This is a genomic window from Pseudomonas fluorescens (genome assembly GCF_001623525.1).
Lineage (GTDB): Bacteria > Pseudomonadota > Gammaproteobacteria > Pseudomonadales > Pseudomonadaceae > Aquipseudomonas > Aquipseudomonas fluorescens_Q.
Genome location: NZ_CP015225.1, coordinates 532304 through 556259, shown reverse-complemented (window position 1 = coordinate 556259; position 23956 = coordinate 532304). Strand labels below are relative to the sequence as shown.

The window sequence follows — 23956 nt, the reverse complement described above, 5'->3', positions numbered from 1 at the left end:
TTATAACAACTGTACCTCTCATAGTTTGCTCAGGTAATGCCATGACCACGACACAGATTCGTCACCCCTTCAATCGCCTCCTATTGACCGGTGCCGCTGGCGGCCTTGGCAAAGTCTTGCGCGAACGCCTCAAGCCTTTCGCCCGCCACATTCGCCTGTCGGACATCGCCAACATGGCCCCGGCCATCGACGAAAGCGAAGAAGTGATGCCGTGCGACCTGTCGGACAAGCAGGCCGTGCACCAACTGGTCGAAGGCGTCGATGCCATCCTGCATTTCGGTGGTGTTTCGGTGGAGCGTCCGTTCGAAGAAATCCTCGGCGCCAACATCAGCGGCGTCTTTCACATTTATGAAGCCGCCCGCAAACACGGCGTCAAGCGAGTGATCTTCGCCAGCTCCAACCACGTCATCGGTTTCTACAAACAGGATGAGACCATCGACGCTCTCTCCCCTCGCCGCCCGGATGGCTACTACGGCCTGTCCAAGTCCTACGGTGAGGACGTCGCCAGTTTCTACTTCGATCGCTACGGCATCGAGACCGTCAGCATCCGCATCGGCTCGTCGTTCCCCGAACCGCAGAACCGCAGGATGATGAGCACCTGGCTGAGTTTCGACGACCTCACCCAACTGATCGAATGTTCGCTCTACACGCCGAAGGTTGGCCACACCGTGGTCTACGGCATGTCCGCCAACCGCGACGTCTGGTGGGACAACAGCCACGCCGCGCACCTGGGCTACCAGCCCAAGGACACCTCGGAAATCTTCCGCGCCAAGGTCGAAGCGCAGCCGATGCCGGCCGCCGATGACCCGGCCATGGTTTATCAGGGTGGCGCCTTTGTGGCAGCCGGCCCATTCGACGACTGATTCGCTGTTTTTCATGGGATACGCACGCACAAAGGAATCACCATGCAAGCCGAATTGATTGTCGATGCACGTAACGCCGTCGGGGAAAGCCCGGTATGGGTTCCCGAGGAAAACGCCCTGTATTGGGTGAACATTCCCAGCGGTGGCCTGCAATGCTGGAACGCTAGCAGCGGAAAGCTCCAGGGCTGGGAAGCGCCCGAAATGCTCGCCTGCATTGCCCGTCACCAGGACGGTGGCTGGGTAGCCGGCATGGAAAGCGGTTTCTTTCGCCTGCACCCCAATGACGACGGCAGCCTGGACAGCGAACTGTGCGCGAACGTCGAGCACAGCCGCACCGACATGCGCCTCAACGATGGCCGCTGCGACCGCCAGGGCCGTTTCTGGGCCGGCAGCATGGTGCTGAACATGGGCGCCAACGCTGACGAAGGCCGGATGTATCGTTACGAGGCAGGCCAGCGCAGCCCGGTCGAGGCGCAACTGAGCGGTTTCATCGTGCCCAATGGCCTGGGCTTCAGCCCGGACGGACGCACGATGTACCTCTCCGATTCACACCCGCTGGTGCAGCAGATCTGGGCCTTCGACTACGACATCGACAGCGGCACACCGTCCAACCGGCGGCTGTTCGTCGACATGATGCCGTTGGCCGGTCGTCCGGATGGCGCCGCGGTGGATGCCGACGGTTGCTATTGGATCTGCGCCAACGATGCCGGGCTGATTCACCGTTTCACCCCGGACGGACGTCTCGACCGTTCACTGCAAGTGCCGGTGAAGAAACCGACCATGTGCGCCTTTGGCGGCAGTCGCCTGGACACCCTCTTCGTCACCTCGATCCGTCCCGGTGACGACAACGACCCGCAGTCCCTGGCCGGTGGCGTGTTCGCCCTCAACCCCGGCGTCAAGGGCCTGGCTGAACCTGCTTTCGGAGGACGGGAGCACTCCGCGAACTGATCTGCTTCACCGCTTCACTGGATGAGCCATAAAAAAACAACAAGACTGGAGATTGACCATGAATTTCAAACGTACGCTTCTGATCGCAGCCCTCCCCTTGGCCTTTCTGGCCCAGGCGGCGCACGCCCTCGATATCAAGATCGCCGACATCCACCCCAAGGGCTACCCAACCGTGGTCGCCGAGGAATCCATGGGTAAAACCTTGGAGAAAGAAAGCAATGGCGAACTGAAGTTCAAGTACTTCCCGGGCGGCGTATTGGGCTCCGAAAAAGAAGTGATCGAGCAGATGCAAACCGGTGCGGTCCAGATGTCCCGGGTCAGCCTGGGTATCGTCGGCCCCGTCGTTCCGGACGTGAACGTCTTCAACATGCCGTTCATCTTCCGCGACCAGGCCCACATGCGCGCGGTCATCGACGGTGATGTCGGCGATGCGATCCTCGACCGGATCACCAACTCCGAGTTCGGCCTGGTGGCCCTGGCCTGGATGGACGGCGGCACGCGCAACCTCTACACCAAGAAACCCGTGCACAAGCTCGAAGACCTGAAGGGCATGAAGATCCGCGTCCAAGGCAACCCGATGTTCATCGAGACTTTCAATGCCATGGGCGCCAACGGCATCGCCATGGACACCGGCGAAATTTTCAGCGCCTTGCAGACTGGCGTGATCGACGGCGCGGAAAACAACCCACCAACCCTGCTCGAACACAACCACTACCAGAACGCCAAGTACTACAGCCTGACCGGCCACCTGATCCTGCCTGAGCCGATCGTGATGTCGAAAATCACTTGGAACAAACTCACCCCAGAGCAGCAAGACATGGTGAAAAAAGCCGCCAAGGCCGCCCAGGCTGAAGAGCGCGTGCTGTGGGACAAGAAGTCCACCGCCAGTGAAGAAAAACTCAAGGCCGCCGGCGTCGAGTTCATCACCGTCGACAAAAAACCCTTCTACGACGCCACGGCGCCAATCCGGGCCAAATACGGCGCGCCGTATGCCGACCTGATCAAGCGTATCGAAGCTGTCCAGTAAAGCCTCTCAATCTGCACTCATGAAAAGGCCGGGCGCGCCTGCGGTTGAAGGCGCGCCCAGTTACGGTGGAACCCGATGAAGAATTTGCTGCTGCGTATCAACGACACGATTTACATGACTTGCATCTGGGTGGCCGGCCTCTCTGTCCTCGCCGTTGCGCTGATGATTCCCTGGGGTGTGTTCGCCCGCTACGTGCTGGGTTCCGGCTCGAGCTGGCCCGAGCCCACCGCCATCCTGCTGATGATCGTATTTACCTTCATCGGCGCCGCCGCCAGTTACCGCTCTGGCTCGCACATGGCCGTGGATATGGTCACCAGCCGCCTGCCCTCGCACTGGCGCACAGTGGCGTCGGTCTTCACCCAGTTATTGATGGCCGCGGTGTGCATTTTCATGACGGTCTGGGGCGCCAAGCTGTGCATGACCACCTGGAATCAATTCATGAGTGCCATACCCACCCTGCGCGTCGGCATCACCTACATGCCGATTCCGATTGGAGGTTTCCTGACCCTGATTTTTGTCCTGGAAAAACTCTTCCTGGGTGATCAAAGCCAGCGTCGGGTCGTGCAGTTCGACCTGGTTGAAGAAAACGAAGGTGCCGCTTAATGGACGCTCTGATTTTGCTGGGCAGTTTTTTACTGTTGATCCTGATCGGCATGCCGGTCGCCTACGCGTTGGGCGCTGCCGCCCTGATCGGGGCGTGGTGGATCGATATTCCGTTCCAGGCCATGATGATCCAGGTAACGGGCGGCGTGAACAAGTTCTCGTTGTTGGCCATTCCCTTCTTCGTTCTGGCCGGTGCGATCATGGCCGAAGGCGGCATGTCCCGCCGACTGGTGGCATTCGCCAGCGTGTTGGTAGGCTTCGTGCGCGGTGGCCTGTCATTGGTCAACCTCGTGGCCTCGAGTTTTTTTGGCGCAATCTCCGGTTCCTCGGTAGCCGATACCGCCTCGGTCGGTTCGGTGTTGATCCCGGAAATGACACGCCGAGGCTATCCGCGTGATTACGCCACCGCCGTCACCGTCAGTGGTTCGGTACAAGCGCTGCTAACACCGCCCAGCCACAACGCGGTGCTGTATTCGCTCGCCGCGGGCGGCACCGTCTCCATCGGTTCGCTGTTCATGGCCGGCATCGTCCCCGGCATCATGATGAACCTCTGCCTGATGGCGCTGTGCCTGGTCTTCGCGAAAAAGCGCAACTACCCCAAAGGTGAAGTGATTCCGCTCAAGCAAGCGCTGAAGATCTGCAGGGAAGCCATGTGGGGCATGATGACCCTGTTCATCATCCTTGGCGGCATTCTCTCGGGTGTTTTCACCGCCACCGAATCGGCCGCCATCGCCGTGGTGTGGGCGTTCTTCGTGACCATGTGCATCTATCGCGACTACAAGTGGAGCGAGTTGCCGAAACTGATGCACCGTACGGTGCGCACCATCTCCATCGTGATGATCCTGATCGGCTTCGCCGCCAGCTTCGGCTACATCATGACGCTGATGGAAATCCCGGCGAAGATCACCACCGCGTTCCTGACGCTGTCGGACAACCGTTACGTGATCCTGATGTGCATCAACGTGATGTTGCTGCTGCTGGGCACCGTGATGGACATGGCGCCATTGATCCTGATCCTGACGCCGATCCTGATGCCGGTGATCGTGGGCATCGGCGTGGACCCGGTGCAGTTCGGCATGATCATGCTGGTGAACCTGGGTATCGGGTTGATCACGCCACCGGTGGGCGCGGTGCTGTTCGTGGGCTCGGCCATTGGCAAGGTCAGCATCGAAAGCACCGTCAAGGCGCTGCTGCCGTTCTACGCCATGTTGTTCGTGGTGCTGATGCTCGTGACTTATGTGCCCGCCATTTCCCTGTGGTTGCCGCATCTGGTGTTGTAATCCCATCAACCAGCAAGCCCCCTTGTGCCGAGGGAGCTTGCTCCCGCTGGGTGGCGAAGCCGCCCCAAAAATTTGTGCTGAAACAAAGAACTTGGGCCTGCTTCGCAGTCCAGCGGGAGCAAGCTCCCTCGCCACAACAGCGTCCACACAAAATCTGCATTCCCCTCACTGCTTTTCAATCCAGCAGACAACCACCATGACGCCACCCCTTCTCCACCTCGAAGACGAACTGACTCGTCTCACCCTGGCCCCGCATCTGGGCGCCAGCCTGGTCGACTGGACGTTGCGCAGTAACGGCGCCCCGCTACTGCGCCCGCCAGCGCCCCACGCGTTGGAAAACGGCCTGCCTGGCAAGCTCGGCGGCTTCCCGTTGATTCCCTGGTCAAACCGGATCGCCCACGGCGGCTTCGACTGTCCCGGCGGCTGGCTGGCCCTGGACGCCAACAGCCCCAACGATCCGTTTCCGATCCATGGCAGTGCGTGGCAACAAGCGTGGCAGGTGATCGAGCACAGTGCCCAGGAAGCGTTGCTGCAACTCGACAGCCAACAGCCGTTCACCTACCGCGCTAGCCTGCGGATCGGTCTGAGCGGCGGCCAGTTGCAGCTCGCAATGCACGTCACCCACATGGCCGAACAGGCCGCGTGGCACGGGCTGGGCTTGCATCCGTACTTTCCACGCACCGCCGCCACGCGCCTGCAAACCCGCGCCAGCGAGGTCTGGATGTGCGATGCCACGAAACTGCCCACGGAACTGACCCACATTCCTGAACACTGGGATTTCCAGACGCTCCGTTTACTGCCGGACACGCTTGTCGACAACGGCTTCGGTGGCTGGGACGGGCAATGCCTGATCCAGCAGCCGGACCTAGGTTATGAGCTAGAATGCCGGGCCAGCGGCTGCGATTACTTCCTGCTCTACTGCCCCGTGGGCCTGGATTTCTTTTGCATCGAACCGGTCAGCCATCCGGTCAACGCCCACCACCTGCCGGGGCGACCGGGGTTGCGCTTGCTGGAGCGAGGGCAATCGGTGGCGCTGGGGTTTTCGATGCAATGCAGGTTGCTGTAACACCTGTGGCGAGGGAGCTTGCTCCCGCTGGGTGGCGAAGCCGCCCCAAAAATTTGTGCTAAAACAAAGAACTTGGGCCTGCTTCGCAGTCCAGCGGGAGCAAGCTCCCTCGCCACAGGGGCCATGGTAATCGCGGTTCCTGTTGGCAGGTGCGATCGCATTTGCAGGACGCCTTGGCCCTCACTAAGCTGCGGACCGTAGGGTGTAAGTCCCAAGCGTTGCAACACGCTATTTTAGATGGGTGTGTGGCGAGGGCGCTTGCTCCCGCTGGGCTGCGCTGCAGCCCCTTTCATGCGTTCTTCCCGCACAGGTTCGCTGTCATGCCCGCGCAGATCCAAAGCTTTCTCGACCCTGCCTCAAAGACCTACACCTACGTCATTTTCGAGCACGACGGTGGGCCATGCGCAGTGGTCGACCCGGTGCTCGACTACGACCCGACTTCGGGACGCACCGGCACCGAACAGGCTGACCGGGTGATTGCCTTCGTGGGCGAACACCGATTGACCGTGCAATGGCTACTGGAAACCCACGCCCACGCCGATCATTTGTCCGCCGCGCCTTACCTGCGCCAAGCGCTGGGCGGCAAGATCGCCATCGGCCAGTCCATTCACCAGGTCCAGAGCGTCTTCAAGGCGTTGTTCAACCTCGAACCGCAATTCGCGGTGGATGGCTCGCAATTCGATCACCTGTTCGCCGACGACGAGTCCTTTTTCATTGGCAACCTCAAGGCCACCGCATTGCATGTGCCCGGCCACACTCCGGCGGACATGGCCTACCTGATCGACGGCGATGCGATCCTGGTGGGCGACACGCTGTTCATGCCGGACGTGGGCACCGCCCGCTGCGACTTTCCCGGCGGCAACGCCCATCAACTCTACGCCTCGATTCACAAATTGCTGGCCTTCCCCGCCAGCGTGCGGCTCTATGTGTGCCACGACTATCCACCGGATGAGCGCGAGCCCCATTGCGTGAGCACCGTGGGTGAACAACGCCAGCACAACATTCATGTGCGCGATGGGATCGATGAAGCCACGTTCGTGGCCATGCGTACCCAGCGCGACAAGACGCTGGGCATGCCGACGCTGCTGTTGCCGGCAATCCAGGTCAATGTGCGGGCCGGCCACCTGCCGCCGGCCGAGGACAATGGCGTGACCTACCTGAAGATTCCGATCAATCAGCTTTAGAAGCTTGGGGCTGCTGCGCAGCCCAGCGGGAGCAAGCTCCCTCGCCACAGGACGGTGCTTGATGGCTACCGGCTCGCCAGCCACCCATCCCCGTGGCGAGGGAGCTTGCTCCCGCTGGGCCGCGAAGCGGCCCTCAAAAACCATTTGATCTTCAGGTCCCCAAGGTCAACCCATTGGCCGGCAACGGTAGCGCAGTCTTGTAGCGCACTTGCTTGAGGGCAAAGCTGGAGCGGATGTTCGCCACGCCCGGGACCTTGGTCAGGAAGTCCATCATGAAGCGCTCCAGCGACTGGATGGTCGGCACCAGCACACGGATCAGGTAATCCGGATCGCCTGCCATCAGGTAGCACTCCATCACTTCCGGTCGGTCGGAGATCGCCTCTTCAAAATGCTGTAGCGCCTCTTCCACCTGTTTCTCCAGGCTGACGTGGATGAACACGTTCACGTGCAAACCCAACATATCGGCATCAAGCAAGGTGACTTGCTCGCGGATCACCCCCAACTCCTCCATGGCCCGGACACGGTTGAAGCACGGAGTGGGCGACAGATTGACCGAACGGGCGAGATCGGCGTTGGTGATGCGGGCGTTTTCCTGAAGGCTGTTCAGAATGCCGATGTCGGTGCGATCCAATTTACGCATGAGACAAATAATCCTGTTTTTTATCGTTGTGCAGATTTTTTATCTGCAAATGATCTGAACAGCAAGCCAACAGAGAAAAATATTCTTCTGCGTCGAGCCTATGATTGTTGTAGGACAATTTCCCGTACCCGGGGAAATTCGTCAGCTAGCGCGCCCACTACAAGAAATTCACAAGATCGAGCGTAGAAAGCCATGAACCCAGCGTACGAACCGCTACGCCTGCACGTTCCCGAACCCTCGGGCCGTCCCGGCTGCAAGACCGACTTTTCCTACCTGCATCTGTCCGATGCCGGCACGGTGCGTAAACCTTCCATCGACGTCGAACCCGCCGACACCGCCGACCTGGCCCGCAGCCTGATCCGCGTGCTCGACGACCAAGGCAATGCCCACGGCCCATGGGCCGAAGACGTGCCACTCGACATCCTGCGCAAAGGCATGCGCGCCATGCTCAAGACGCGCATCTACGACAACCGCATGGTGGTCGCCCAACGCCAGAAAAAAATGTCGTTCTACATGCAGAGCCTCGGCGAGGAAGCCATCGGCAGCGGCCAGGCCCTGGCGCTGAACATCGATGACATGTGCTTCCCCACCTATCGCCAGCAAAGCATCCTGATGGCTCGCGAAGTGCCGTTGGTGGGCATGATCTGCCAACTGCTGTCCAACGAGCGCGATCCGCTCAAGGGCCGGCAGTTACCGATCATGTACTCGGTCAAGGACGCCGGTTTCTTCACCATCTCCGGCAACCTCGCCACGCAATTCATCCAAGGCGTGGGCTGGGGCATGGCCTCGGCGATCAAGGGCGATACCAAGATCGCCTCGGCCTGGATCGGGGACGGTGCCACCGCCGAATCGGACTTCCACACGGCCCTCACCTTTGCCCACGTCTATCGGGCGCCGGTGATCCTCAACGTGGTCAACAACCAGTGGGCGATCTCCACCTTCCAGGCCATTGCCGGCGGTGAAGCCACGACCTTCGCCGGACGCGGCGTCGGTTGCGGCATCGCCTCCCTTCGCGTGGACGGCAACGACTTCATGGCGGTCTACGCCGCCTCGCGCTGGGCCGCCGAACGTGCCCGCCGCAACCTCGGCCCGGCGCTGATCGAATGGGTCACCTACCGCGCCGGCCCGCACTCCACCTCGGACGATCCTTCGAAATACCGTCCCGCCGACGACTGGAGCCACTTCCCGCTGGGCGATCCGATTGCCCGTCTCAAGCAGCATATGGTGAAGATCGGCCAATGGTCCGAAGAGGAACATGCCGCCGTTACCGCCGAACTCGAAGCCGAGGTGATCGCCGCGCAGAAGGAAGCCGAGCAGTACGGCACCCTCGCTGGCGGGCAGATTCCAAGCGCCGCGACCATGTTCGAAGACGTCTACAAAGAGATGCCGGAGCACTTGAAGCGCCAGCGTCAGCAGTTGGGGATCTGAGATGAACGATCACAACACCAATATTGCGCTGGATACCGCCATGACCACTACCACCATGACCATGATCCAGGCCCTGCGCTCGGCCATGGACGTGATGCTCGAACGCGACGACAACGTCGTGGTGTTCGGCCAGGACGTGGGTTACTTCGGCGGCGTGTTCCGCTGCACCGAAGGCCTGCAGAACAAGTACGGCACCTCGCGGGTGTTCGACGCACCGATTTCCGAAAGCGGCATCGTCGGCGTGGCGGTGGGCATGGGCGCCTACGGCCTGCGGCCCGTCGCCGAGATCCAGTTCGCCGACTACGTCTACCCGGCGTCGGACCAGATCATTTCCGAGGCGGCGCGCCTGCGCTATCGCTCGGCCGGCGAGTTCACCGCACCGATGACCCTGCGCATGCCTTGCGGCGGCGGCATCTATGGCGGCCAGACCCACAGCCAGAGCATCGAAGCGATGTTCACCCAGGTCTGCGGCCTGCGCACCGTCATGCCTTCGAACCCCTACGACGCCAAGGGCCTGCTGATTGCCTCCATCGAAAACGATGACCCGGTGATCTTCCTCGAACCCAAGCGCCTGTATAACGGCCCGTTCGACGGCCACCACGACCGCCCGGTAACGCCGTGGTCGAAACACCCCTCGGCCCAAGTGCCAGACGGTTACTACACCGTGCCGCTGGACGTCGCCGCCATCACCCGTCCGGGCAAGGACGTGACGGTTCTCACCTACGGCACCACGGTCTATGTCTCCCAAGTGGCTGCCGAAGAGACCGGCATCGACGCCGAAGTCATCGACCTGCGCAGCCTCTGGCCGCTGGACCTTGAGACCATCGTCAAATCCGTGAAGAAGACCGGCCGTTGTGTGGTCGTCCACGAAGCCACCCGCACCTGCGGTTTCGGCGCCGAGCTGGTGGCGTTGGTGCAAGAACACTGCTTCCACCACCTGGAAGCGCCTATCGAGCGTGTCACCGGTTGGGACACCCCCTACCCGCACGCGCAAGAATGGGCGTATTTCCCAGGGCCGTCCCGTGTGGGCGCGGCGTTGAAACGGGTCATGGAGGTCTGAATGGGCACGCACGTTATCAAGATGCCGGACATCGGCGAAGGCATCGCGGAAGTTGAACTGTCGGTGTGGCACGTCAAGGTCGGCGACATGGTGGTCGAAGACCAGGTACTGGCCGATGTCATGACCGACAAGGCCATGGTCGACATCCCCTCACCGGTGCATGGCCGGGTCATCGCTCTGGGTGGCGAGCCCGGTGAAGTCATGGCAGTGGGCAGCGAACTGATCCGCATTGAAGTCGAAGGTGCGGGTAACCTGAAAGAATCGGCCCAACAGGCGCCAACGCCAACGCCGGCTGCGCAGGCACCGAAGCCGGCACCCGTGGCGACACCTGAACCGGTACTGGAAAAAACCGCCGCGCCGCGCTGCGCCCCGCAAGCGCCTGTGGCCCGCGATCCCGACGAGCGTCCACTGGCGTCGCCGGCCGTGCGCAAACACGCGCTGGACCTGGGCATTCAATTGCGCCTGGTCCAGGGCAGCGGCCCGGCCGGGCGGGTCCTGCACGAAGACCTCGAGGCCTATCTGGCCCAAGGTCCGTCGGTCCAGGCCAAGGGCGGTTCGGGCTATGCCGAGCGCCACGATGAGCAACAGATCCCGGTGATCGGCATGCGCCGCAAGATCGCCCAGCGCATGCAGGAGGCGACTCAACGCGCCGCGCATTTCAGCTACGTCGAGGAAATCGACATCACGGCCCTGGAAGAGCTGCGGGTGCATCTGAATGAAAAACACGGCGCCAGTCGCGGCAAGCTGACCTTGCTGCCGTTCCTGGTTCGTGCGTTGGTCGTGGCCCTGCGCGATTTTCCGCAAATGAACGCCCGCTACGACGACGAAGCCCAGGTCATCCACCGCTCAGGCGCGGTGCACGTGGGCGTCGCGACCCAGAGCGACGTTGGCCTGATGGTGCCGGTGGTGCGCCACGCCGAAGCCCGCAGCCTGTGGGACAACGCGGCGGAAATTTCGCGCCTGGCAACGGCGGCCCGCACGGGCAAGGCCAGTCGCGATGAGCTGTCCGGTTCGACCATCACCCTGACCAGCCTTGGGGCATTGGGCGGCATCGTCAGCACGCCGGTGCTGAACCTGCCGGAAGTAGCCATTGTCGGGGTGAACAAAATCGTCGAACGGCCGGTGGTGATCAAGGGGCAGATCGTGATCCGCAAGATGATGAACCTCTCCAGTTCCTTCGATCACCGGGTGGTCGACGGCATGGACGCGGCGCAATTCATCCAGGCCCTGCGTGGCCTGCTCGAACAACCCGCAACGCTGTTTGTGGAGTAAGGCATGCAACAGACTTTGAACACCACGCTGCTGATCATCGGCGGCGGCCCCGGCGGCTATGTGGCGGCAATCCGCGCCGGTCAACTGGGCATCCCGACCATCCTGGTGGAAGGCCAGGCGTTGGGCGGGACCTGCCTGAACATCGGCTGCATCCCGTCCAAGGCCTTGATTCACGTGGCCGAGCAGTTCCACCAGACGCGGCACCACAGCCAGGGTTCGGCCCTGGGCATCACGGTGTCGGCGCCGAGCCTGGACATCGGCAAGAGTGTGGAATGGAAGGACGGCATCGTCGATCGCCTGACCACCGGCGTCGCGGCGCTGTTGAAAAAGCACAAGGTCCAGGTCATTCACGGCTGGGCCAAGGTGATCGATGGCAAGACGGTCGAGGTCGGTGACACCCGCATCCAGTGTGAACACCTGCTGCTGGCCACCGGTTCGAAAAGCGTCGACCTGCCGATGCTGCCAGTGGGCGGGCCAATCATTTCCTCCACCGAAGCCCTCGCCCCCACCTCGGTGCCCAAGCACCTGGTGGTGGTCGGCGGTGGCTACATCGGCCTGGAACTGGGCATCGCCTACCGCAAGCTCGGCGCCGAGGTCAGCGTGGTCGAGGCCCAGGAACGGATCCTGCCGGCCTACGACGGCGAACTGACCCAACCGGTGCACGAAGCGCTCAAGCAATTGGGCGTGAAGCTCTACCTCAAGCACAGCGTCGAAGGGTTCGATGCCCAGGCCAGCACTTTGCAAGTGCGTGACCCCGCTGGCGACACGCTGAACCTGGACACTGACCGGGTACTGGTGGCCGTGGGTCGCAAACCCAACACCCAGGGCTGGAATCTCGAAGCGTTGAACCTGGCGATGAACGGTGCGGCAGTGAAAATCGACCAGCGCTGCCAGACCAGCATGCGCAACGTCTGGGCCATCGGCGACCTGAGCGGTGAACCGATGCTCGCCCACCGAGCCATGGCCCAGGGAGAAATGGTCGCCGAGCTGATCGCCGGCCAGCATCGGGAATTCAACCCCACGGCCATCGCCGCGGTGTGCTTCACCGATCCGGAACTGGTGGTGGTCGGCAAGACGCCGGACGAAGCCAAGGCGGCCGGGCTCGATTGCATTGTGTCGAGCTTCCCGTTCGCCGCCAACGGTCGGGCCATGACCCTGGAATCGAAAAGCGGTTTCGTCCGGGTCGTGGCGCGCCGGGACAATCACCTGATCGTTGGCTGGCAAGCGGTCGGCGTCGGCGTGTCGGAGCTGTCCACCGCCTTCGGCCAATCCCTGGAGATGGGCGCGCGCCTGGAGGACATCGCCGGCACCATCCACGCCCATCCGACGCTGGGTGAGGCCGTGCAGGAAGCGGCGTTGCGGGCGTTGGGGCATGCGTTGCATCTGTAGGCATGCGTTTCACCTGTGGCGAGGGAGCTTGCTCCCGCTGGGCTGCGCAGCAGCCCCTATCCGAGCACTAGGATCGGTCAGTCACACCGCGTTGGCCGGGTGACGACTGCTTCGCAGCCGAGCGGGAGCAAGCTCCCTCGCCACGGGGGAGTCGGCAGAAAATCTGCCTGTCACCCATCGAGCAGGCTGCGAAACAGCCCCGGAATGAAGTATTGTTGTCCCCATCCAAAAAACGTCAGAAGCCTTGAACCGTTTCGACGGCTGTCAAGAAATAGAGGGTGTCATGGGTAACGAGAGCATCAATTGGGACAAACTGGGCTTTGACTACATCAAGACCGACAAGCGCTACCTGTCGCACTGGCGCGATGGTGCCTGGGACGCGGGCACCCTGACCGAAGACAATGTGCTGCACATCAGCGAGGGCTCCACCGCCCTGCACTACGGTCAGCAGTGCTTCGAAGGCCTGAAGGCCTATCGCTGCAAGGACGGCTCCATCAACCTGTTCCGCCCGGACCAGAACGCCGCCCGCATGCAGCGCAGCTGCGCCCGCCTGCTGATGCCGCACGTCGACACCGAGCAGTTCGTCGAGGCCTGCAAGCAAGTGGTCCGCGCCAACGAGCGCTTCATCCCGCCTTACGGCACCGGCGGCGCGCTGTACCTGCGCCCGTTCGTGATCGGCGTGGGTGACAACATCGGCGTGCGCACCGCACCCGAGTTCATCTTCTCGATTTTCTGCATCCCGGTCGGCGCCTACTTCAAGGGCGGCCTGACCCCGCACAACTTCCTGATCTCCAGCTTCGACCGCGCCGCCCCACAAGGCACCGGCGCGGCCAAGGTCGGTGGCAACTACGCCGCCAGCCTGATGCCCGGTTCCCAGGCCAAAAAGGCCAATTTCGCCGACTGCATCTACCTGGACCCGATGACCCACTCGAAAATCGAGGAAGTCGGCTCGGCCAACTTCTTCGGTATCACCCACGACAACAAATTCGTCACGCCCAACTCCCCTTCGGTCCTGCCGGGCATCACTCGCCTGTCGTTGATCGAACTGGCCAAATCGCGCCTGGGCCTGGAAGTGATCGAAGGTGACGTGTTCATCGACAAGCTGTCGGACTTCAAGGAAGCCGGCGCCTGCGGTACCGCGGCGGTGATCACCCCGATTGGCGGCATCAGCTACAAAGACAAGCTGCACGTGTTCCACAGCGAAACCGAAGTCGGCCCGATCACCCAGAAGCTCTACAAAGAGCTGACCGGCGTGCAGACCGGTGACGTGGAAGCGCCAGCGGGTTGGATCGTCAAGGTTTGATCCAAGCCCCCGGCAGCACTCGGGAGCTTTTGTGGCGAGGGAGCTTGCTCCCGCTCGGCTGCGCAGCAGTCGCAACCCGGTAAACGCGATCTGTCTGAATGGCCGGGTTGCCTGGTTTGGGGCTGCTGCGCAGACCAGCGGGAGCAAGCTCCCTCGCCACATGGATCTGCCCCCACTACTCTCGACGCAAGACCGGCCATCGCCCCCAACGCTGGCGAAACCATCCGTAACCGCTGACCAGCAAGATCCCGCCCAGCACCAGAACCGCGCCAACGATAAAGTTCGGCTCCAGCGGCTCATCCAGCAACCAGACGCCAAAACCGATGCCAAACAGCGGCGTCATGAACGACAGCACACCCAGTTGCGAAGCGAGGTAGTGGCGCAGCAGGGAGAACCAGATCAGGAAGCTGGCGAAGGATACCAGCAACACCTGGAACGCCATGCTGGCAATGAGTTGTGGCGTAGGGTTGATCGTCGTTTGCCCCAGAGCTACCGACATTCCGATCAGCAGCATCCCGGCGCCCACCAGTTGGTAAAGCAGCGTCTGGCTGGCCGGCAGATTCGTCAACCGCGAACAGCGTACCGTCACCGTGGTTGCGCCCCACAGCGCACCGGCCAGCAAGCCCATGCCGTCACCGAGCAACGAACTGCCGTCCGCCGCGCCCGAGCCCCCACTGAAAGCCACCACGATCCCGCCGAAGGCAACGGCAATGCCCAGCCATTGCGCCGGCTTGAGGCGTTCGCTCGGCAGTTTCCAGTGCAAGCCGAGGGCGGCGAACATCGGCGCGGTGTAAAGGAAAATCACCATGTGCGAAGCCGTCGTATGCCGCAGGCCTTCGCCCACCATCACGAACTCCAAGGCAAACAACAATCCCACCAGCATGCCCGGACGCCAACTGCCATCGGCCAGGGACAGGCGTTCACCGCGCACCAGCACCAACAACCAGACCAATACCGCAGCGATGGCGGAGCGCACGCCCAGTTGCAGCATCGGCGCCATGTCGGCGGCGCCGGCCTTGATCGCGACTTGCTGGAAACCCCAAATGGCACAGAGGCCAGTCATCAGGGCGCAGACCTGGCCATCCAGGGCGCGGCGGGTGGTCATGGGAACGGTCCTTGGACAGAAAGAGATGGAAAGGATTGTCTACCTGACACCTTTGCTGGATATAGTGATTACCCGACAAGCCATCCCGGTAATCCGCCATTGCGGTCGATATGCAGCCTCCAGCCCAACATCTGAAGATTCCTCCGTTCGAAGCGGTCCTGCCCTCGCCGATTTTCTTTCGCAGCGCCTGCATGCCGGCCCATGCCACTTACCCCCGGCACCGACATGCCTGGGGTGAGTTCGTCTACTCCTACAGTGGCGTGATGGAAATCGAGATCGCCCAACACCATTACCTGGCGCCACCGCAGTACGGCATCTGGTTGCCACCGGACATGGAACACGTTGGCTTCAATCGGCATGAGGCCTGCCATTGTTCGTTGTACCTGGCCGCCGAACTGTGCGACGCGTTGCCGGCCGTACCCTGCGCGCTGACCTTGAGCCCGCTGATCCGTGCCCTGCTGGAAGAGCTGCGCAGCGATCCACCGAGCCAACCGCAGACGCCCGAGCAGCAGCGCTTGCTGCAGGTGTTGGTGGACAAGCTGGCGCAGGCCCCCCATGTCGGCAGCTACCTGCCCTCCTCGGACGATCCATTGCTGGGCCCCGTGCTGCGGGCCTTGGAAGCGAACCCCGGCGACCCGCGCTCCTTGCCGCAACTGGCCCGCGCCGCCAACACCACCGAGCGCACGCTGATGCGCCGGGCCCAGCGGGACCTGGGCATGTCACTGGTGGAATGGCGCCAACGTCTCAAAGTCATCGAGGCCCTGGCCCTGCTCGAACGTGGCCAGAGCGTGGAAACCATCGGCCTGGACCTGGGCTACAGCAGCGCCTCGGCGTTCATCAGCATGTTCCGCAAAATGATGGGCACCACGCCGGACGAGTATCGGCGCCGGCATATGGCTGGATGATGTGGGTGGTGCTGAAACGGCTATCGCGAGCAAGCTCGCTGCCCCCCGGGATCTTGGGTGTTCATGGGTCTTGTGTTCAGCGCAGGCCCACTGTGGGAGCGAGCTTGCTCGCGATGACGGAGGCGGGCTTGGCATCGATTTCGGCACTGACCCCAAACCGCCCCGCCATCTCCCGGCGACCACTGGCCGTCACCCCCAGCGCCCGACTGTCCAGGTCCTGGATCACCCATTTGCGCTTGATCGCCACTTGCAGCAACGCCGCGCCCAAGGCACCGCCCAGGTGGGGGCGGCGCATGCTCCAATCCAGGCAGGGGCAGGCGAATCGACGGCGTTGCGTGGCAAGGTGCAGGACATCGATGCCCAAGCCCTCGAGCACCGCCTCGCCGGAATCACTCAGCCGATAGCCATCGCCTTCCACCTCTATCAGCCATCCAGCCTCAATCATCCGGTCATGCAGGCGCACCGCCAGAGTGCCGGCCATATGGTCGTAACAGGTGCGGGCAAATTGCAGGCGATCCGGTGTGCGCGGGGTGAAGGTCGGTGCGGCGCTCTGGCCGATCACCATCAGTGCCTCCAGTGCCTGGGCGACGCGCGGGTCGGCCAGGCTGTAATAACGATGACGGCCCTGGACATGCAAGCGCACCAAGGCCATTTGCTTGAGTTTCGCCAGATGGGCGCTGGCGGTCGAGGCGCTGACCTCGGCAATGCTCGCCAATTCGGTGCTGGTGCGGGCATGGCCATCCATCAACGCGCACAGCATCCGGGTGCGCGCCGGTTCGGCAATGGCCGCCGCCACTTGGGACACGCCCAGGTCATGGTGCTCTGCGTTCATATTTCGCTCCCCGACGAATCAAGCCATGCATCGACTGGAGATAGTAGCAACACTTTCTCCATCACGAACAAGGCCGCGCTTCATGGACCCGATCACCGCCGCGACACATTCCGCCCCCTATCCTTTTTATGCCGCCCTGCGCGCTGCCGGCGGGCTGGCCTTCGATCCCGAACTGAACCAGTGGATCGCCAGCAGCGCCGAGGCCGTGTGCGCGGTGCTGCACCATCCCGATTGCCATGTGCGTCCGGCCCACGAGCCGGTGCCAAAGGCCATCGCCGAGGGGCCGGCGGGGCGGGTGTTCGGGCTCCTGATGCGCATGAACGAAGGGGAACAGCAGCGTTGCCCGAGGGCGGCGATTGCGCCGCGGTTGCAGGACATCGCCCCCCGGCAGGTCGAGGCACTGGTCAGGGCCCGCGTTCTCCAAGGGGGCGCCGAAGGCCTGCACCAGGCCCAGTTCATCGGGCCGGCCAGCGTGGTCGCGGCGTTGCTGGGTTTCTGCCCGACGGACTGTCACCGGGTCAGCGAATTGACCGCAGACTTCGTCGCCGGCCTATCGCCGTTGAGCCAAGCACAGCAACTGGACGCGGCGCACCAGGCCAGCGAGCAACTGGCCAGTTTATTCCAGGCGCGGATAGAGGCGCAGGACAACGCTGTGTTGCGGGGCATTGACCAAGGCTTCGAAGGCGCTGATCCGGACAGTAAAATCGCCAACCTGATCGGGCTGTTCTCGCAAACCTATGAAGCCACCGCTGGCCTGATTGGCAACGCGTTGCTGGCACTGATCGGCGATCCAGCGTTGCGCCGGACGCTGCGGGAGGCTCCCACACAGGTCGACTCATTGCTGGCCGAAGTCCAACGTTTCGACCCGCCGGTGCAAAACACTCGCCGCTTCGTCGCCGCGCCCTGCGAAATCCTCGGCACTGCGCTGAACCCTGGGGAGGTTGTCTTGGTGCTGCTGGCCTCAGCCAACCGCGACCCGCAACTCAACCCCCGACCAGACACCCTGCTGCTCGACCGCCCGAACCGCCGCAGTTTCAGCTTCGGCAGCGGGCGCCATGAATGCCCAGGCCAAACCCTGGCGATGGACATCGCCCGCGCCACACTGGCGGCGATTATCGAGCAGCAACCGCCACTGGATCAGCTAGCCTGGCGCTATCGCCCCTCCGTCAACGGCCGCATCCCGCTGTTCAGCGAGCGATCACGTACCGACAGGCCATGACCCGCTCAGCCCATCAGTCGTCGCGGGTCAGGACTTCCAGCAACTCGATTTCAAAGATCAGATTGGCGTTGGGCTTGATGTGGGCACCCATGGACCGCTCACCGTAGGCCAGGTGCGCCGGCACCCACAACTTGCGCTTGCCACCGACTTGCATGCCCATCAGGCCCAGATCCCAGCCCTTGATGACGCGACCGGTGCCGATCACGCATTGGAACGGCTTGCCGCGACTGTAGGACGAATCGAATTCGGTGCCATCTTCGAGGGTGCCGCGGTATTGGGTGGTGATCAGCGCACCTTTGACTACGCTTTTGCCATCGCCCTGTTCCAGGTCGATGATTTGCAGTTCTTCATTCATGGGATCTGTCCGTGTCATTCAAGCGCCGGGTTTTCGCAGAATTCCAGGCATCTGGCAATCTTTTGTGGCGAGGGAGCTTGCTCCCGCTGGGTTGCGCCGCGACCCGACAGGTTGCATGCGGTCTGCCTGACACATTCAGGGGCAAGGTTTTGGGGCTGCTTCGCAGCCCAGCGGGAGCAAGCTCCCTCGCCACAGGGGTCGATCACACAAACCCGCCCGCTAGGGAACCGCAGCGGCCTCTTCGGTTCACATGGGTATCGACCCTGCATTTCAGATAAGGATTTTCTGATGTTCGACTCTCGTCCGCTCCACGGTTTCATTCCGCCATACATCCTCAATCGCATCATCGCCCACGGCTCCGAACAGCAGCGCTCCAGCGCTCTCGGCACCTTGACCCACGTGCGCAGCCTACGGCACAACCCCGGCCCGCCCGGCAACCTTCCCGCCGCCGCGAAGCTGCCCAAGCCCGGCAAGGCCGGACAGCCGCAACGCAGCGTGCATGACGCCCAGAACAGCATGGAACTGCCCGGCCAGCCGGTCCGCCTGGAAGGCCAGCGGGCCAGTGGCGACCCGGCCGTGGACGAAGCCTACGACGCCCTCGGCGCCACTTATGATTTTTTCTGGAACGTGCTGGGGCGCGACTCCATCGACAATAAAGGCTTCGCCCTGGTGGGCAGCGTGCATTATGGCCAGGGCTATGAAAACGCCTTCTGGAACGGCGCGCAGATGGTGTTCGGCGACGGCGATGGTGAAATCTTCCAACGCTTCACCCGTTCCCTGGACGTGGTGGCCCACGAGCTGGCCCATGGCGTCACCGAAAGCGAAGCCGGGTTGATCTACGCCAACCAGTCCGGTGCGCTGAACGAATCCATCTCCGACGTGTTCGGTGTGCTGGTCAAGCAGTTCGTACTTGAACAGACCGCCGACCAAGCCGACTGGCTGATCGGCGCCGACCTGCTCACCGACAAGATCAACGGCGACGGCCTGCGCAGCATGTCCAACCCCGGCAGCGCCTACGATGACCCGTTGCTGGGCAAGGACCCACAACCGGCGCACATGCGCGAATTCGTCATTACCCGTGAAGACAACGGCGGCGTGCACATCAACTCGGGCATTCCCAACCGGGCCTTTTATCTGGTGGCGACCACGCTGGGCGGATTTGCCTGGGAAAAGGCCGGCCGGATCTGGTATGAAACCTTGTGCGACCGAAGATTGGCCAATGACGCGTCCTTCAGCGCCTTCGCCCGCCTGACCGTCGAGCACGCCCGCCAGCGCTTCGGCACGCGGGAAGTGCAAGCGGTACAGAACGGCTGGGCCCAGGTCGGCGTCGACCTGACACAGGAGAGCTGATGAAAACCCTTCCAGACCTCGACGACAAAGCCGTGGTACGGCTGTCGCGCCAAGGTGGCGTGGCCGCCATCCATGCGCTGACCCGGCCACGGGAAATCGAATTCGCCCAGTGCGACCTCGACCAGCGCACGCGCATCTGTTCGGTCCTGGAGGGTTGCCTGCCATTGACGTCCTCCACGCCTGGGCGCGGCGACCAGCGTTTTTTCCAGATCGAGGTGCGCTATCGCGCCAACGACCAGGATGACGAGATGGTACTGCAGGTGCCTGAGGACCAGGCACCCGGCGAGCTGGTTCACCTGTGGGACAAGGGCGAAGTGCTCTAGCGTGTGGCCGGCACGATCTTGACGATGGCGCCGGATACGGTTTCGATCAGCAGGTATTTGTCGTCGATCTGCACCCATTGCTGCTCGTTTGTCGGTTGCTCGAGTTCCTTCTGTTTCCAGTCTTTCATGGCCCTGTCCGCGCGCTGGTAGTCCGCCGGTACCCGGTCGTTCTCCACCAGCCTGCGGCCATTGCTCGGCGAATGCTCCAGGGCGTCTCCGGTTTTCTCGACCGCTTGCGCAACAGGCCCAAGGGCTCCAAGGCCGGCGATCAGGACCAGGCTGGCGATCAGGGATGGTTTGCGCATAGAAAAAACTCCAGTTATTCGAGGGACTGAATCTGGGACTTCGCGGGCGGCGAATCATTCCTTAATTCCTGGAAACTGTACCCCGTGGCGAGGGAGCTTGCTTCCGCCGGGCTGCACAGCGGCCCCAATCCAGGCGACGCGGTCATTCAGTGATGCGGCATTCACGGGGGTTACGACTGCTGCGCAGCCGAGCGGGAGCAAGCTCCCTCGCCACGGGATATAGTGACAAGCCCTGCACGACGGACCCTGCCATGACGACTTCGACCACTGCCTCCCCTGCCCTCAAGGAAATCTTCAACAGCGCCCGCCTGGAACACATCGCCAACGAAATGCGCGCGGTGTATCCGGCATTCGACGCCAAGGCGTTCTTGCACATGGCTAACGATGGGCTGGCCGAGTTATCGGTGATGCAGCGCATGGCCCGGGTCAGTGAGTGCCTGCATGCGGTACTGCCCCTCGGTTATGAAGCTTCGCTGGAAGTGCTGCGCGCCCTGGCCCCGCGTCTGAACAGCATGTTCGTCAGCATGTTCCTGCCACACTACGTGGCGTCTTATGGCCGGCATCGCTTCGACGTGTCTTTGGACGCGCTCAAGTATTTCACCCGGTTCGGCTCGTCGGAGTTCGCCGTGCGGCACTTCCTGCGCGATGACCTGGAACGCACCCTCAAGGTCATGCACGACTGGGCGCTGGACGCCAACGAGCACGTACGCCGCCTGGCCAGCGAAGGCAGCCGGCCACGCTTGCCGTGGTCGTTTCACCTGGAGCCGATCCAGGCCAACCCTGACCTCGCCGCCGCGATCCTCGACACGCTCAAGGCCGACGATAGCCTTTATGTGCGCAAATCCGTGGCCAACCACCTCAACGACGTCACCAAGCAGCATCCCGACTGGGTGCTGGACCAGATCGAAGGTTGGCCGCTGCAAGACCGCCACACGGCATGGATCGCCCGGCACGCGCTGCGCAGCCTGATCAAACAAGGCAACCCCAGGGCGTTGGGCGTCATCGGGGTCGGCGGCAAGGCGCAGGTCCAGGTGCTGGATTTGCAAGTGACGCCTGCGGTGATTCGCCTGGGGGAACAGGTCACGCTGTCCTTCACGGTGCAATCAACCCTCGGGCAGAGCCAACGCCTGGTGATCGACTATGCCGTCGACTACGTGAAAGCCTCGGGCGGCACCTCGGCCAAAGTCTTCAAGCTCAAGACCTTCGACCTGCCCGCCCAGGGTTGCGTCAACCTCAGCCGCTCCCAGCACATTCGCGAGTTGACCACCCGCAAACACTACGCGGGCCGGCATGCCGTGCACTTGCTGGTCAACGGCGAGCGACTTGGCAGCACGGCGTTCGACATCGTGCCTTGAAGTGGCTCAGCCCACCGCCACCCGTTGTGCCTGGCGAATGTCGTGGATGAACCGCTCAGCCGGCAGTGGATGCCCCAGCAGATAGCCCTGCAGCGAATCGCAGCCCAACTGGGTCAGGAAGTCTTGTTGCACATCGGTCTCCACACCTTCGGCGACGATCCGCAGGCCCAGGGCCTGGCCGAGGGCGACGATGGCCGAGACGATCGCCGCGTCATCGCTGTCGTGCTCCAGGTCACGCACGAAGCCGCGATCGATCTTCAGCTCGTTGGCCGGCAGGCGCTTGAGGTACATCAGGCTCGAATAGCCGGTGCCGAAGTCGTCGATGGACAGGTCCACGCCCATGTCCGAGAGCTGTTGCAGCACCGTCATGCTCGCGTCCGCATCGCTCATGGCGGTGGTTTCGGTGATTTCCAGGGTCAGGCTGTTGGCCGGCAGCTGATGCGTTTCCAGGGCCTTGGCCACGCTCTGCACCAAACCGGTATGGCAGAACTGCAACGCCGACAGGTTCACCGCAATGCGCCAATCGGTATAACCGAGCACGTACCATTCACGCATCTGCCGACAGGCTTCGTTCAACACCCATTCGCCGATGGGGATGATCAACCCGGTCTTTTCCGCCAGGTCGATGAAGGTGTCGGGCATCAACAGGCCCTGGGTCGGATGGCTCCAGCGCAACAAGGCCTCGGCGCCGACCGGCTGGCCGTTGGCGGCATCGAACTTGGGCTGGTAGTACAGGCTGAATTGCCGCTGTTCGACGGCGATGCGCAGGTCTTGCAGCAACTGCAATTGCTTGCGGGCGTTGCTGTTCATCGACGCGTCGAAAAAGCTGTAGCCGTTCTTGCCGGCGCCCTTGGCGTGGTACATCGCGGCGTCGGCGTTCATCAACAGTTCGTCGGCGCTCTGGCCGTTGCCAGGGTAAAGGGCGATACCGACGCTGGCGGAGATCTGCAAGTCATGCTCAGCCACCCGGAACGTGCGTGCGATCAGGCCGACCTGACGTGCCGCCAATCGCAAGGCGTCGTCGGGTTCAGCCAGTTGCACCAGCAGCACGAACTCATCACCGCCGATCCGCGCCAGGGTGTCCTGGCTGCGCAGGTCCTCACGCAGGCGCAGGGCCACGTCCCGCAGCAACAAATCGCCCATGTGGTGACCGAAGGCGTCGTTGACCGGCTTGAAACCATCCAGGTCGATGAACATCAGGGCGAAGCAGCCACCCTGCTCTTGCACCCGGTGCATGGCCTGGTCGATACGATCAGCCAGCAATACCCGGTTGGGCAGTCCGGTGAGGGGGTCGTGCAGGGCCAACTGGGTCAGTTCCCGGTTGGCCAGGGTCAGCGATTGGGCCAACTCCGCAGTACGGGCTTCCAGGCGCGCATCGAGAATCGACGTCAGCAAGGCGATGGCCAGCACCGCCAGGGTGGTGATCAACACCAGATTGTCCAGGCCCTTGCCGCTCAAGCCGTCCAGGGAGCCACAAAAGCTACCGTCGCTGAACCGCGCCCCGGCCATGCCGGTGTAGTGCATGCCGACGATGGCGACACCCATGACCACCGCAGCGCCTGCACGAGCCAGGCGCACGTGGGGCGTGTTCTGGCGCAGGCGAAAGGCAATCCACAACGCCGCCGCCGAAGCGCCGACAGCAATCACCAACGAAGCCCCGAACAGTGTCGGGTCATAATCGATGCCTGGCTGCATTCGCAGTGCGGCCATGCCGGTGTAGTGCATGGTGCTGATCCCGGCGCCCATGATCAGCGCGCCGAACGCCAGTTGCCACGCCGGCAATCGCGGCTGGCTGACCAGCCACAGGGCAAAACCGCTGGAAAGAATCGCGACCAGCAGCGACAGCGCGGTGATGGATACGTCGTAGCCAAGCTCCACCGGCAAGCTGAACGCGAGCATGCCGATGAAGTGCATGGACCAGATCCCCACCCCCATCGCCAGCGCGCCCCCGGCCATCCACAAATGCGCGGCGCGCCCCTGGGCGGTCGCGATCCGCCCGGCCAGGTCCAGGGCGGTATAGGAAGCCAGCACAGCAACAAACAAGGAAATCGAAACAAGGGCGGGGGAATAACTGCCGATGAGCATGTTTTTTTCTCGTAACTGGAGACCGGACTGCTTCCATGCCCGGTTGAAGGCCGGCGATT

Annotated in this window: 23 protein-coding genes; 17 read left to right on the top strand and 6 right to left on the bottom strand. The window is 62.6% G+C overall.

Annotation, left to right across the window (positions count from 1 at the left end; translation table 11 throughout):
• Window positions 1–41 precede the first annotated feature (41 nt).
• The 7 genes from TK06_RS02445 to TK06_RS02415 all read left to right on the top strand — a co-directional run bounded on the left by TK06_RS02445 (window position 42) and on the right by TK06_RS02415 (window position 6971).
• Window positions 42–863 carry an NAD-dependent epimerase/dehydratase family protein gene (locus TK06_RS02445; RefSeq protein WP_063320657.1) on the top strand — a complete coding sequence of 274 codons (822 nt, stop codon included), beginning with the start codon at window positions 42–44 and terminating at the stop codon, window positions 861–863.
• Window positions 864–905: 42 nt separating this feature from the next.
• The gene (locus tag TK06_RS02440; RefSeq protein ID WP_063320656.1) at window positions 906–1811 is read left to right on the top strand and encodes an SMP-30/gluconolactonase/LRE family protein; all 906 of its coding nucleotides are present in this window, start codon (window positions 906–908) and stop codon (window positions 1809–1811) included.
• A gap of 58 nt (window positions 1812–1869) precedes the next feature.
• Entirely contained in the window at window positions 1870–2838 is a 969-nt protein-coding gene (locus TK06_RS02435; protein ID WP_063320655.1) for a TRAP transporter substrate-binding protein, read from the top strand.
• A 75-nt stretch (window positions 2839–2913) separates the two neighbouring features.
• Window positions 2914–3441 carry a TRAP transporter small permease gene (locus TK06_RS02430; RefSeq protein WP_063320654.1) on the top strand — a complete coding sequence of 176 codons (528 nt, stop codon included), beginning with the start codon at window positions 2914–2916 and terminating at the stop codon, window positions 3439–3441.
• Window positions 3441–4721 carry a TRAP transporter large permease gene (locus tag TK06_RS02425; protein WP_063320653.1) on the top strand — a complete coding sequence of 427 codons (1281 nt, stop codon included), beginning with the start codon at window positions 3441–3443 and terminating at the stop codon, window positions 4719–4721. The genes TK06_RS02430 and TK06_RS02425 overlap by 1 nt, the downstream gene beginning before the upstream one ends.
• Window positions 4722–4917: 196 nt before the next feature.
• The gene (locus TK06_RS02420; protein WP_063320652.1) at window positions 4918–5787 is read left to right on the top strand and encodes an aldose 1-epimerase; all 870 of its coding nucleotides are present in this window, start codon (window positions 4918–4920) and stop codon (window positions 5785–5787) included.
• Window positions 5788–6107: 320 nt separating this feature from the next.
• Window positions 6108–6971: an MBL fold metallo-hydrolase gene (locus tag TK06_RS02415; RefSeq protein ID WP_063320651.1), complete on the top strand. Its 864-nt coding sequence runs from the start codon at window positions 6108–6110 to the stop codon at window positions 6969–6971.
• 151 nt (window positions 6972–7122) lie between these two features.
• Here TK06_RS02415 and bkdR read toward each other — a convergent pair whose 3' ends face one another.
• Window positions 7123–7611, bottom strand: coding sequence for a Bkd operon transcriptional regulator BkdR (gene bkdR, locus TK06_RS02410; RefSeq protein ID WP_003180456.1), 489 nt, complete (start codon window positions 7609–7611; stop codon window positions 7123–7125).
• A 192-nt stretch (window positions 7612–7803) separates the two neighbouring features.
• On the opposite strand from bkdR, the gene TK06_RS02405 reads away from it, so the two are divergent.
• The 5 genes from TK06_RS02405 (at window position 7804) to TK06_RS02385 (ending at window position 14063) form a co-directional block, all read left to right on the top strand.
• Entirely contained in the window at window positions 7804–9039 is a 1236-nt protein-coding gene (locus tag TK06_RS02405; protein WP_063320650.1) for a 3-methyl-2-oxobutanoate dehydrogenase (2-methylpropanoyl-transferring) subunit alpha, read from the top strand.
• 1 nt (window position 9040) lies between these two features.
• Window positions 9041–10099, top strand: coding sequence for an alpha-ketoacid dehydrogenase subunit beta (locus tag TK06_RS02400; protein WP_063320649.1), 1059 nt, complete (start codon window positions 9041–9043; stop codon window positions 10097–10099).
• On the top strand, window positions 10100–11371 hold the full coding sequence (locus tag TK06_RS02395) for a dihydrolipoamide acetyltransferase family protein (protein ID WP_063320648.1): 1272 nt from the start codon (window positions 10100–10102) through the stop codon (window positions 11369–11371). It begins immediately after the preceding gene.
• Window positions 11372–11374: 3 nt separating this feature from the next.
• Window positions 11375–12760 carry a dihydrolipoyl dehydrogenase gene (gene lpdA, locus TK06_RS02390; RefSeq protein WP_063320647.1) on the top strand — a complete coding sequence of 462 codons (1386 nt, stop codon included), beginning with the start codon at window positions 11375–11377 and terminating at the stop codon, window positions 12758–12760.
• Between the two features lie 283 nt (window positions 12761–13043).
• Window positions 13044–14063 (top strand): branched-chain amino acid aminotransferase, encoded by a 1020-nt coding sequence (locus tag TK06_RS02385; RefSeq protein WP_063320646.1) that lies wholly within the window; start codon window positions 13044–13046, stop codon window positions 14061–14063.
• A 175-nt stretch (window positions 14064–14238) separates the two neighbouring features.
• Here the strand turns inward: TK06_RS02385 and TK06_RS02380 are convergent, their stop codons facing one another.
• Window positions 14239–15168, bottom strand: coding sequence for a DMT family transporter (locus tag TK06_RS02380; protein ID WP_063320645.1), 930 nt, complete (start codon window positions 15166–15168; stop codon window positions 14239–14241).
• 110 nt (window positions 15169–15278) lie between these two features.
• Between TK06_RS02380 and TK06_RS02375 the strand changes: the two genes are divergently transcribed.
• A complete protein-coding gene (locus TK06_RS02375; RefSeq protein ID WP_063320644.1) occupies window positions 15279–16073 on the top strand; it encodes an AraC family transcriptional regulator in 795 nt (264 codons plus the stop codon).
• A 76-nt stretch (window positions 16074–16149) separates the two neighbouring features.
• On the opposite strand, the gene TK06_RS02370 is transcribed toward TK06_RS02375, so the two are convergent.
• A complete protein-coding gene (locus tag TK06_RS02370) occupies window positions 16150–16905 on the bottom strand; it encodes an ArsR/SmtB family transcription factor (protein WP_063320643.1) in 756 nt (251 codons plus the stop codon).
• Window positions 16906–16987: 82 nt separating this feature from the next.
• Here TK06_RS02370 and TK06_RS02365 point away from each other — a divergent pair, with 82 nt between their 5' ends.
• On the top strand, window positions 16988–18124 hold the full coding sequence (locus TK06_RS02365; RefSeq protein ID WP_063320642.1) for a cytochrome P450: 1137 nt from the start codon (window positions 16988–16990) through the stop codon (window positions 18122–18124).
• A 13-nt stretch (window positions 18125–18137) separates the two neighbouring features.
• Here the strand turns inward: TK06_RS02365 and TK06_RS02360 are convergent, their stop codons facing one another.
• Window positions 18138–18479 (bottom strand): FKBP-type peptidyl-prolyl cis-trans isomerase, encoded by a 342-nt coding sequence (locus tag TK06_RS02360; protein ID WP_003202944.1) that lies wholly within the window; start codon window positions 18477–18479, stop codon window positions 18138–18140.
• Between the two features lie 288 nt (window positions 18480–18767).
• On the opposite strand from TK06_RS02360, the gene TK06_RS02355 reads away from it, so the two are divergent.
• Window positions 18768–19829 (top strand): M4 family metallopeptidase, encoded by a 1062-nt coding sequence (locus TK06_RS02355; RefSeq protein WP_063320641.1) that lies wholly within the window; start codon window positions 18768–18770, stop codon window positions 19827–19829.
• Entirely contained in the window at window positions 19829–20152 is a 324-nt protein-coding gene (locus tag TK06_RS02350; RefSeq protein WP_063320640.1) for a protealysin inhibitor emfourin, read from the top strand. The genes TK06_RS02355 and TK06_RS02350 overlap by 1 nt, the downstream gene beginning before the upstream one ends.
• On the opposite strand, the gene TK06_RS02345 is transcribed toward TK06_RS02350, so the two are convergent.
• The gene (locus TK06_RS02345; RefSeq protein WP_063320639.1) at window positions 20149–20457 is read right to left on the bottom strand and encodes an RcnB family protein; all 309 of its coding nucleotides are present in this window, start codon (window positions 20455–20457) and stop codon (window positions 20149–20151) included. The two genes, TK06_RS02350 and TK06_RS02345, sit on opposite strands and share 4 nt — an antisense overlap.
• A 251-nt stretch (window positions 20458–20708) precedes the next feature.
• On the opposite strand from TK06_RS02345, the gene TK06_RS02340 reads away from it, so the two are divergent.
• Window positions 20709–21812, top strand: coding sequence for a DNA alkylation repair protein (locus TK06_RS02340; RefSeq protein WP_063320638.1), 1104 nt, complete (start codon window positions 20709–20711; stop codon window positions 21810–21812).
• Between the two features lie 6 nt (window positions 21813–21818).
• Here the strand turns inward: TK06_RS02340 and TK06_RS02335 are convergent, their stop codons facing one another.
• Window positions 21819–23897, bottom strand: a complete 2079-nt coding sequence (locus TK06_RS02335) for a putative bifunctional diguanylate cyclase/phosphodiesterase (protein WP_063320637.1) — start codon at window positions 23895–23897, stop codon at window positions 21819–21821.
• Between the last annotated feature and the right edge of the window lie 59 nt (window positions 23898–23956).

Excerpts from the sequence above, each read along its gene's own strand:
- TK06_RS02445 (WP_063320657.1), top strand. The coding sequence starts at position 42 with ATGACCACGACACAGATTCGTCACCCCTTCAATCGCCTCCTATTGACC.
- TK06_RS02440 (WP_063320656.1), top strand. The coding sequence starts at position 906 with ATGCAAGCCGAATTGATTGTCGATGCACGTAACGCCGTCGGGGAAAGC.
- TK06_RS02435 (WP_063320655.1), top strand. The coding sequence starts at position 1,870 with ATGAATTTCAAACGTACGCTTCTGATCGCAGCCCTCCCCTTGGCCTTT.
- TK06_RS02430 (WP_063320654.1), top strand. The coding sequence starts at position 2,914 with ATGAAGAATTTGCTGCTGCGTATCAACGACACGATTTACATGACTTGC.
- TK06_RS02425 (WP_063320653.1), top strand. The coding sequence starts at position 3,441 with ATGGACGCTCTGATTTTGCTGGGCAGTTTTTTACTGTTGATCCTGATC.
- TK06_RS02420 (WP_063320652.1), top strand. The coding sequence starts at position 4,918 with ATGACGCCACCCCTTCTCCACCTCGAAGACGAACTGACTCGTCTCACC.
- TK06_RS02415 (WP_063320651.1), top strand. The coding sequence starts at position 6,108 with ATGCCCGCGCAGATCCAAAGCTTTCTCGACCCTGCCTCAAAGACCTAC.
- bkdR (WP_003180456.1), bottom strand. The coding sequence starts at position 7,611 with ATGCGTAAATTGGATCGCACCGACATCGGCATTCTGAACAGCCTTCAG.
- TK06_RS02405 (WP_063320650.1), top strand. The coding sequence starts at position 7,804 with ATGAACCCAGCGTACGAACCGCTACGCCTGCACGTTCCCGAACCCTCG.
- TK06_RS02400 (WP_063320649.1), top strand. The coding sequence starts at position 9,041 with ATGAACGATCACAACACCAATATTGCGCTGGATACCGCCATGACCACT.
- TK06_RS02395 (WP_063320648.1), top strand. The coding sequence starts at position 10,100 with ATGGGCACGCACGTTATCAAGATGCCGGACATCGGCGAAGGCATCGCG.
- lpdA (WP_063320647.1), top strand. The coding sequence starts at position 11,375 with ATGCAACAGACTTTGAACACCACGCTGCTGATCATCGGCGGCGGCCCC.
- TK06_RS02385 (WP_063320646.1), top strand. The coding sequence starts at position 13,044 with ATGGGTAACGAGAGCATCAATTGGGACAAACTGGGCTTTGACTACATC.
- TK06_RS02380 (WP_063320645.1), bottom strand. The coding sequence starts at position 15,168 with ATGACCACCCGCCGCGCCCTGGATGGCCAGGTCTGCGCCCTGATGACT.
- TK06_RS02375 (WP_063320644.1), top strand. The coding sequence starts at position 15,279 with ATGCAGCCTCCAGCCCAACATCTGAAGATTCCTCCGTTCGAAGCGGTC.
- TK06_RS02370 (WP_063320643.1), bottom strand. The coding sequence starts at position 16,905 with ATGAACGCAGAGCACCATGACCTGGGCGTGTCCCAAGTGGCGGCGGCC.
- TK06_RS02365 (WP_063320642.1), top strand. The coding sequence starts at position 16,988 with ATGGACCCGATCACCGCCGCGACACATTCCGCCCCCTATCCTTTTTAT.
- TK06_RS02360 (WP_003202944.1), bottom strand. The coding sequence starts at position 18,479 with ATGAATGAAGAACTGCAAATCATCGACCTGGAACAGGGCGATGGCAAA.
- TK06_RS02355 (WP_063320641.1), top strand. The coding sequence starts at position 18,768 with ATGTTCGACTCTCGTCCGCTCCACGGTTTCATTCCGCCATACATCCTC.
- TK06_RS02350 (WP_063320640.1), top strand. The coding sequence starts at position 19,829 with ATGAAAACCCTTCCAGACCTCGACGACAAAGCCGTGGTACGGCTGTCG.
- TK06_RS02345 (WP_063320639.1), bottom strand. The coding sequence starts at position 20,457 with ATGCGCAAACCATCCCTGATCGCCAGCCTGGTCCTGATCGCCGGCCTT.
- TK06_RS02340 (WP_063320638.1), top strand. The coding sequence starts at position 20,709 with ATGACGACTTCGACCACTGCCTCCCCTGCCCTCAAGGAAATCTTCAAC.
- TK06_RS02335 (WP_063320637.1), bottom strand. The coding sequence starts at position 23,897 with ATGCTCATCGGCAGTTATTCCCCCGCCCTTGTTTCGATTTCCTTGTTT.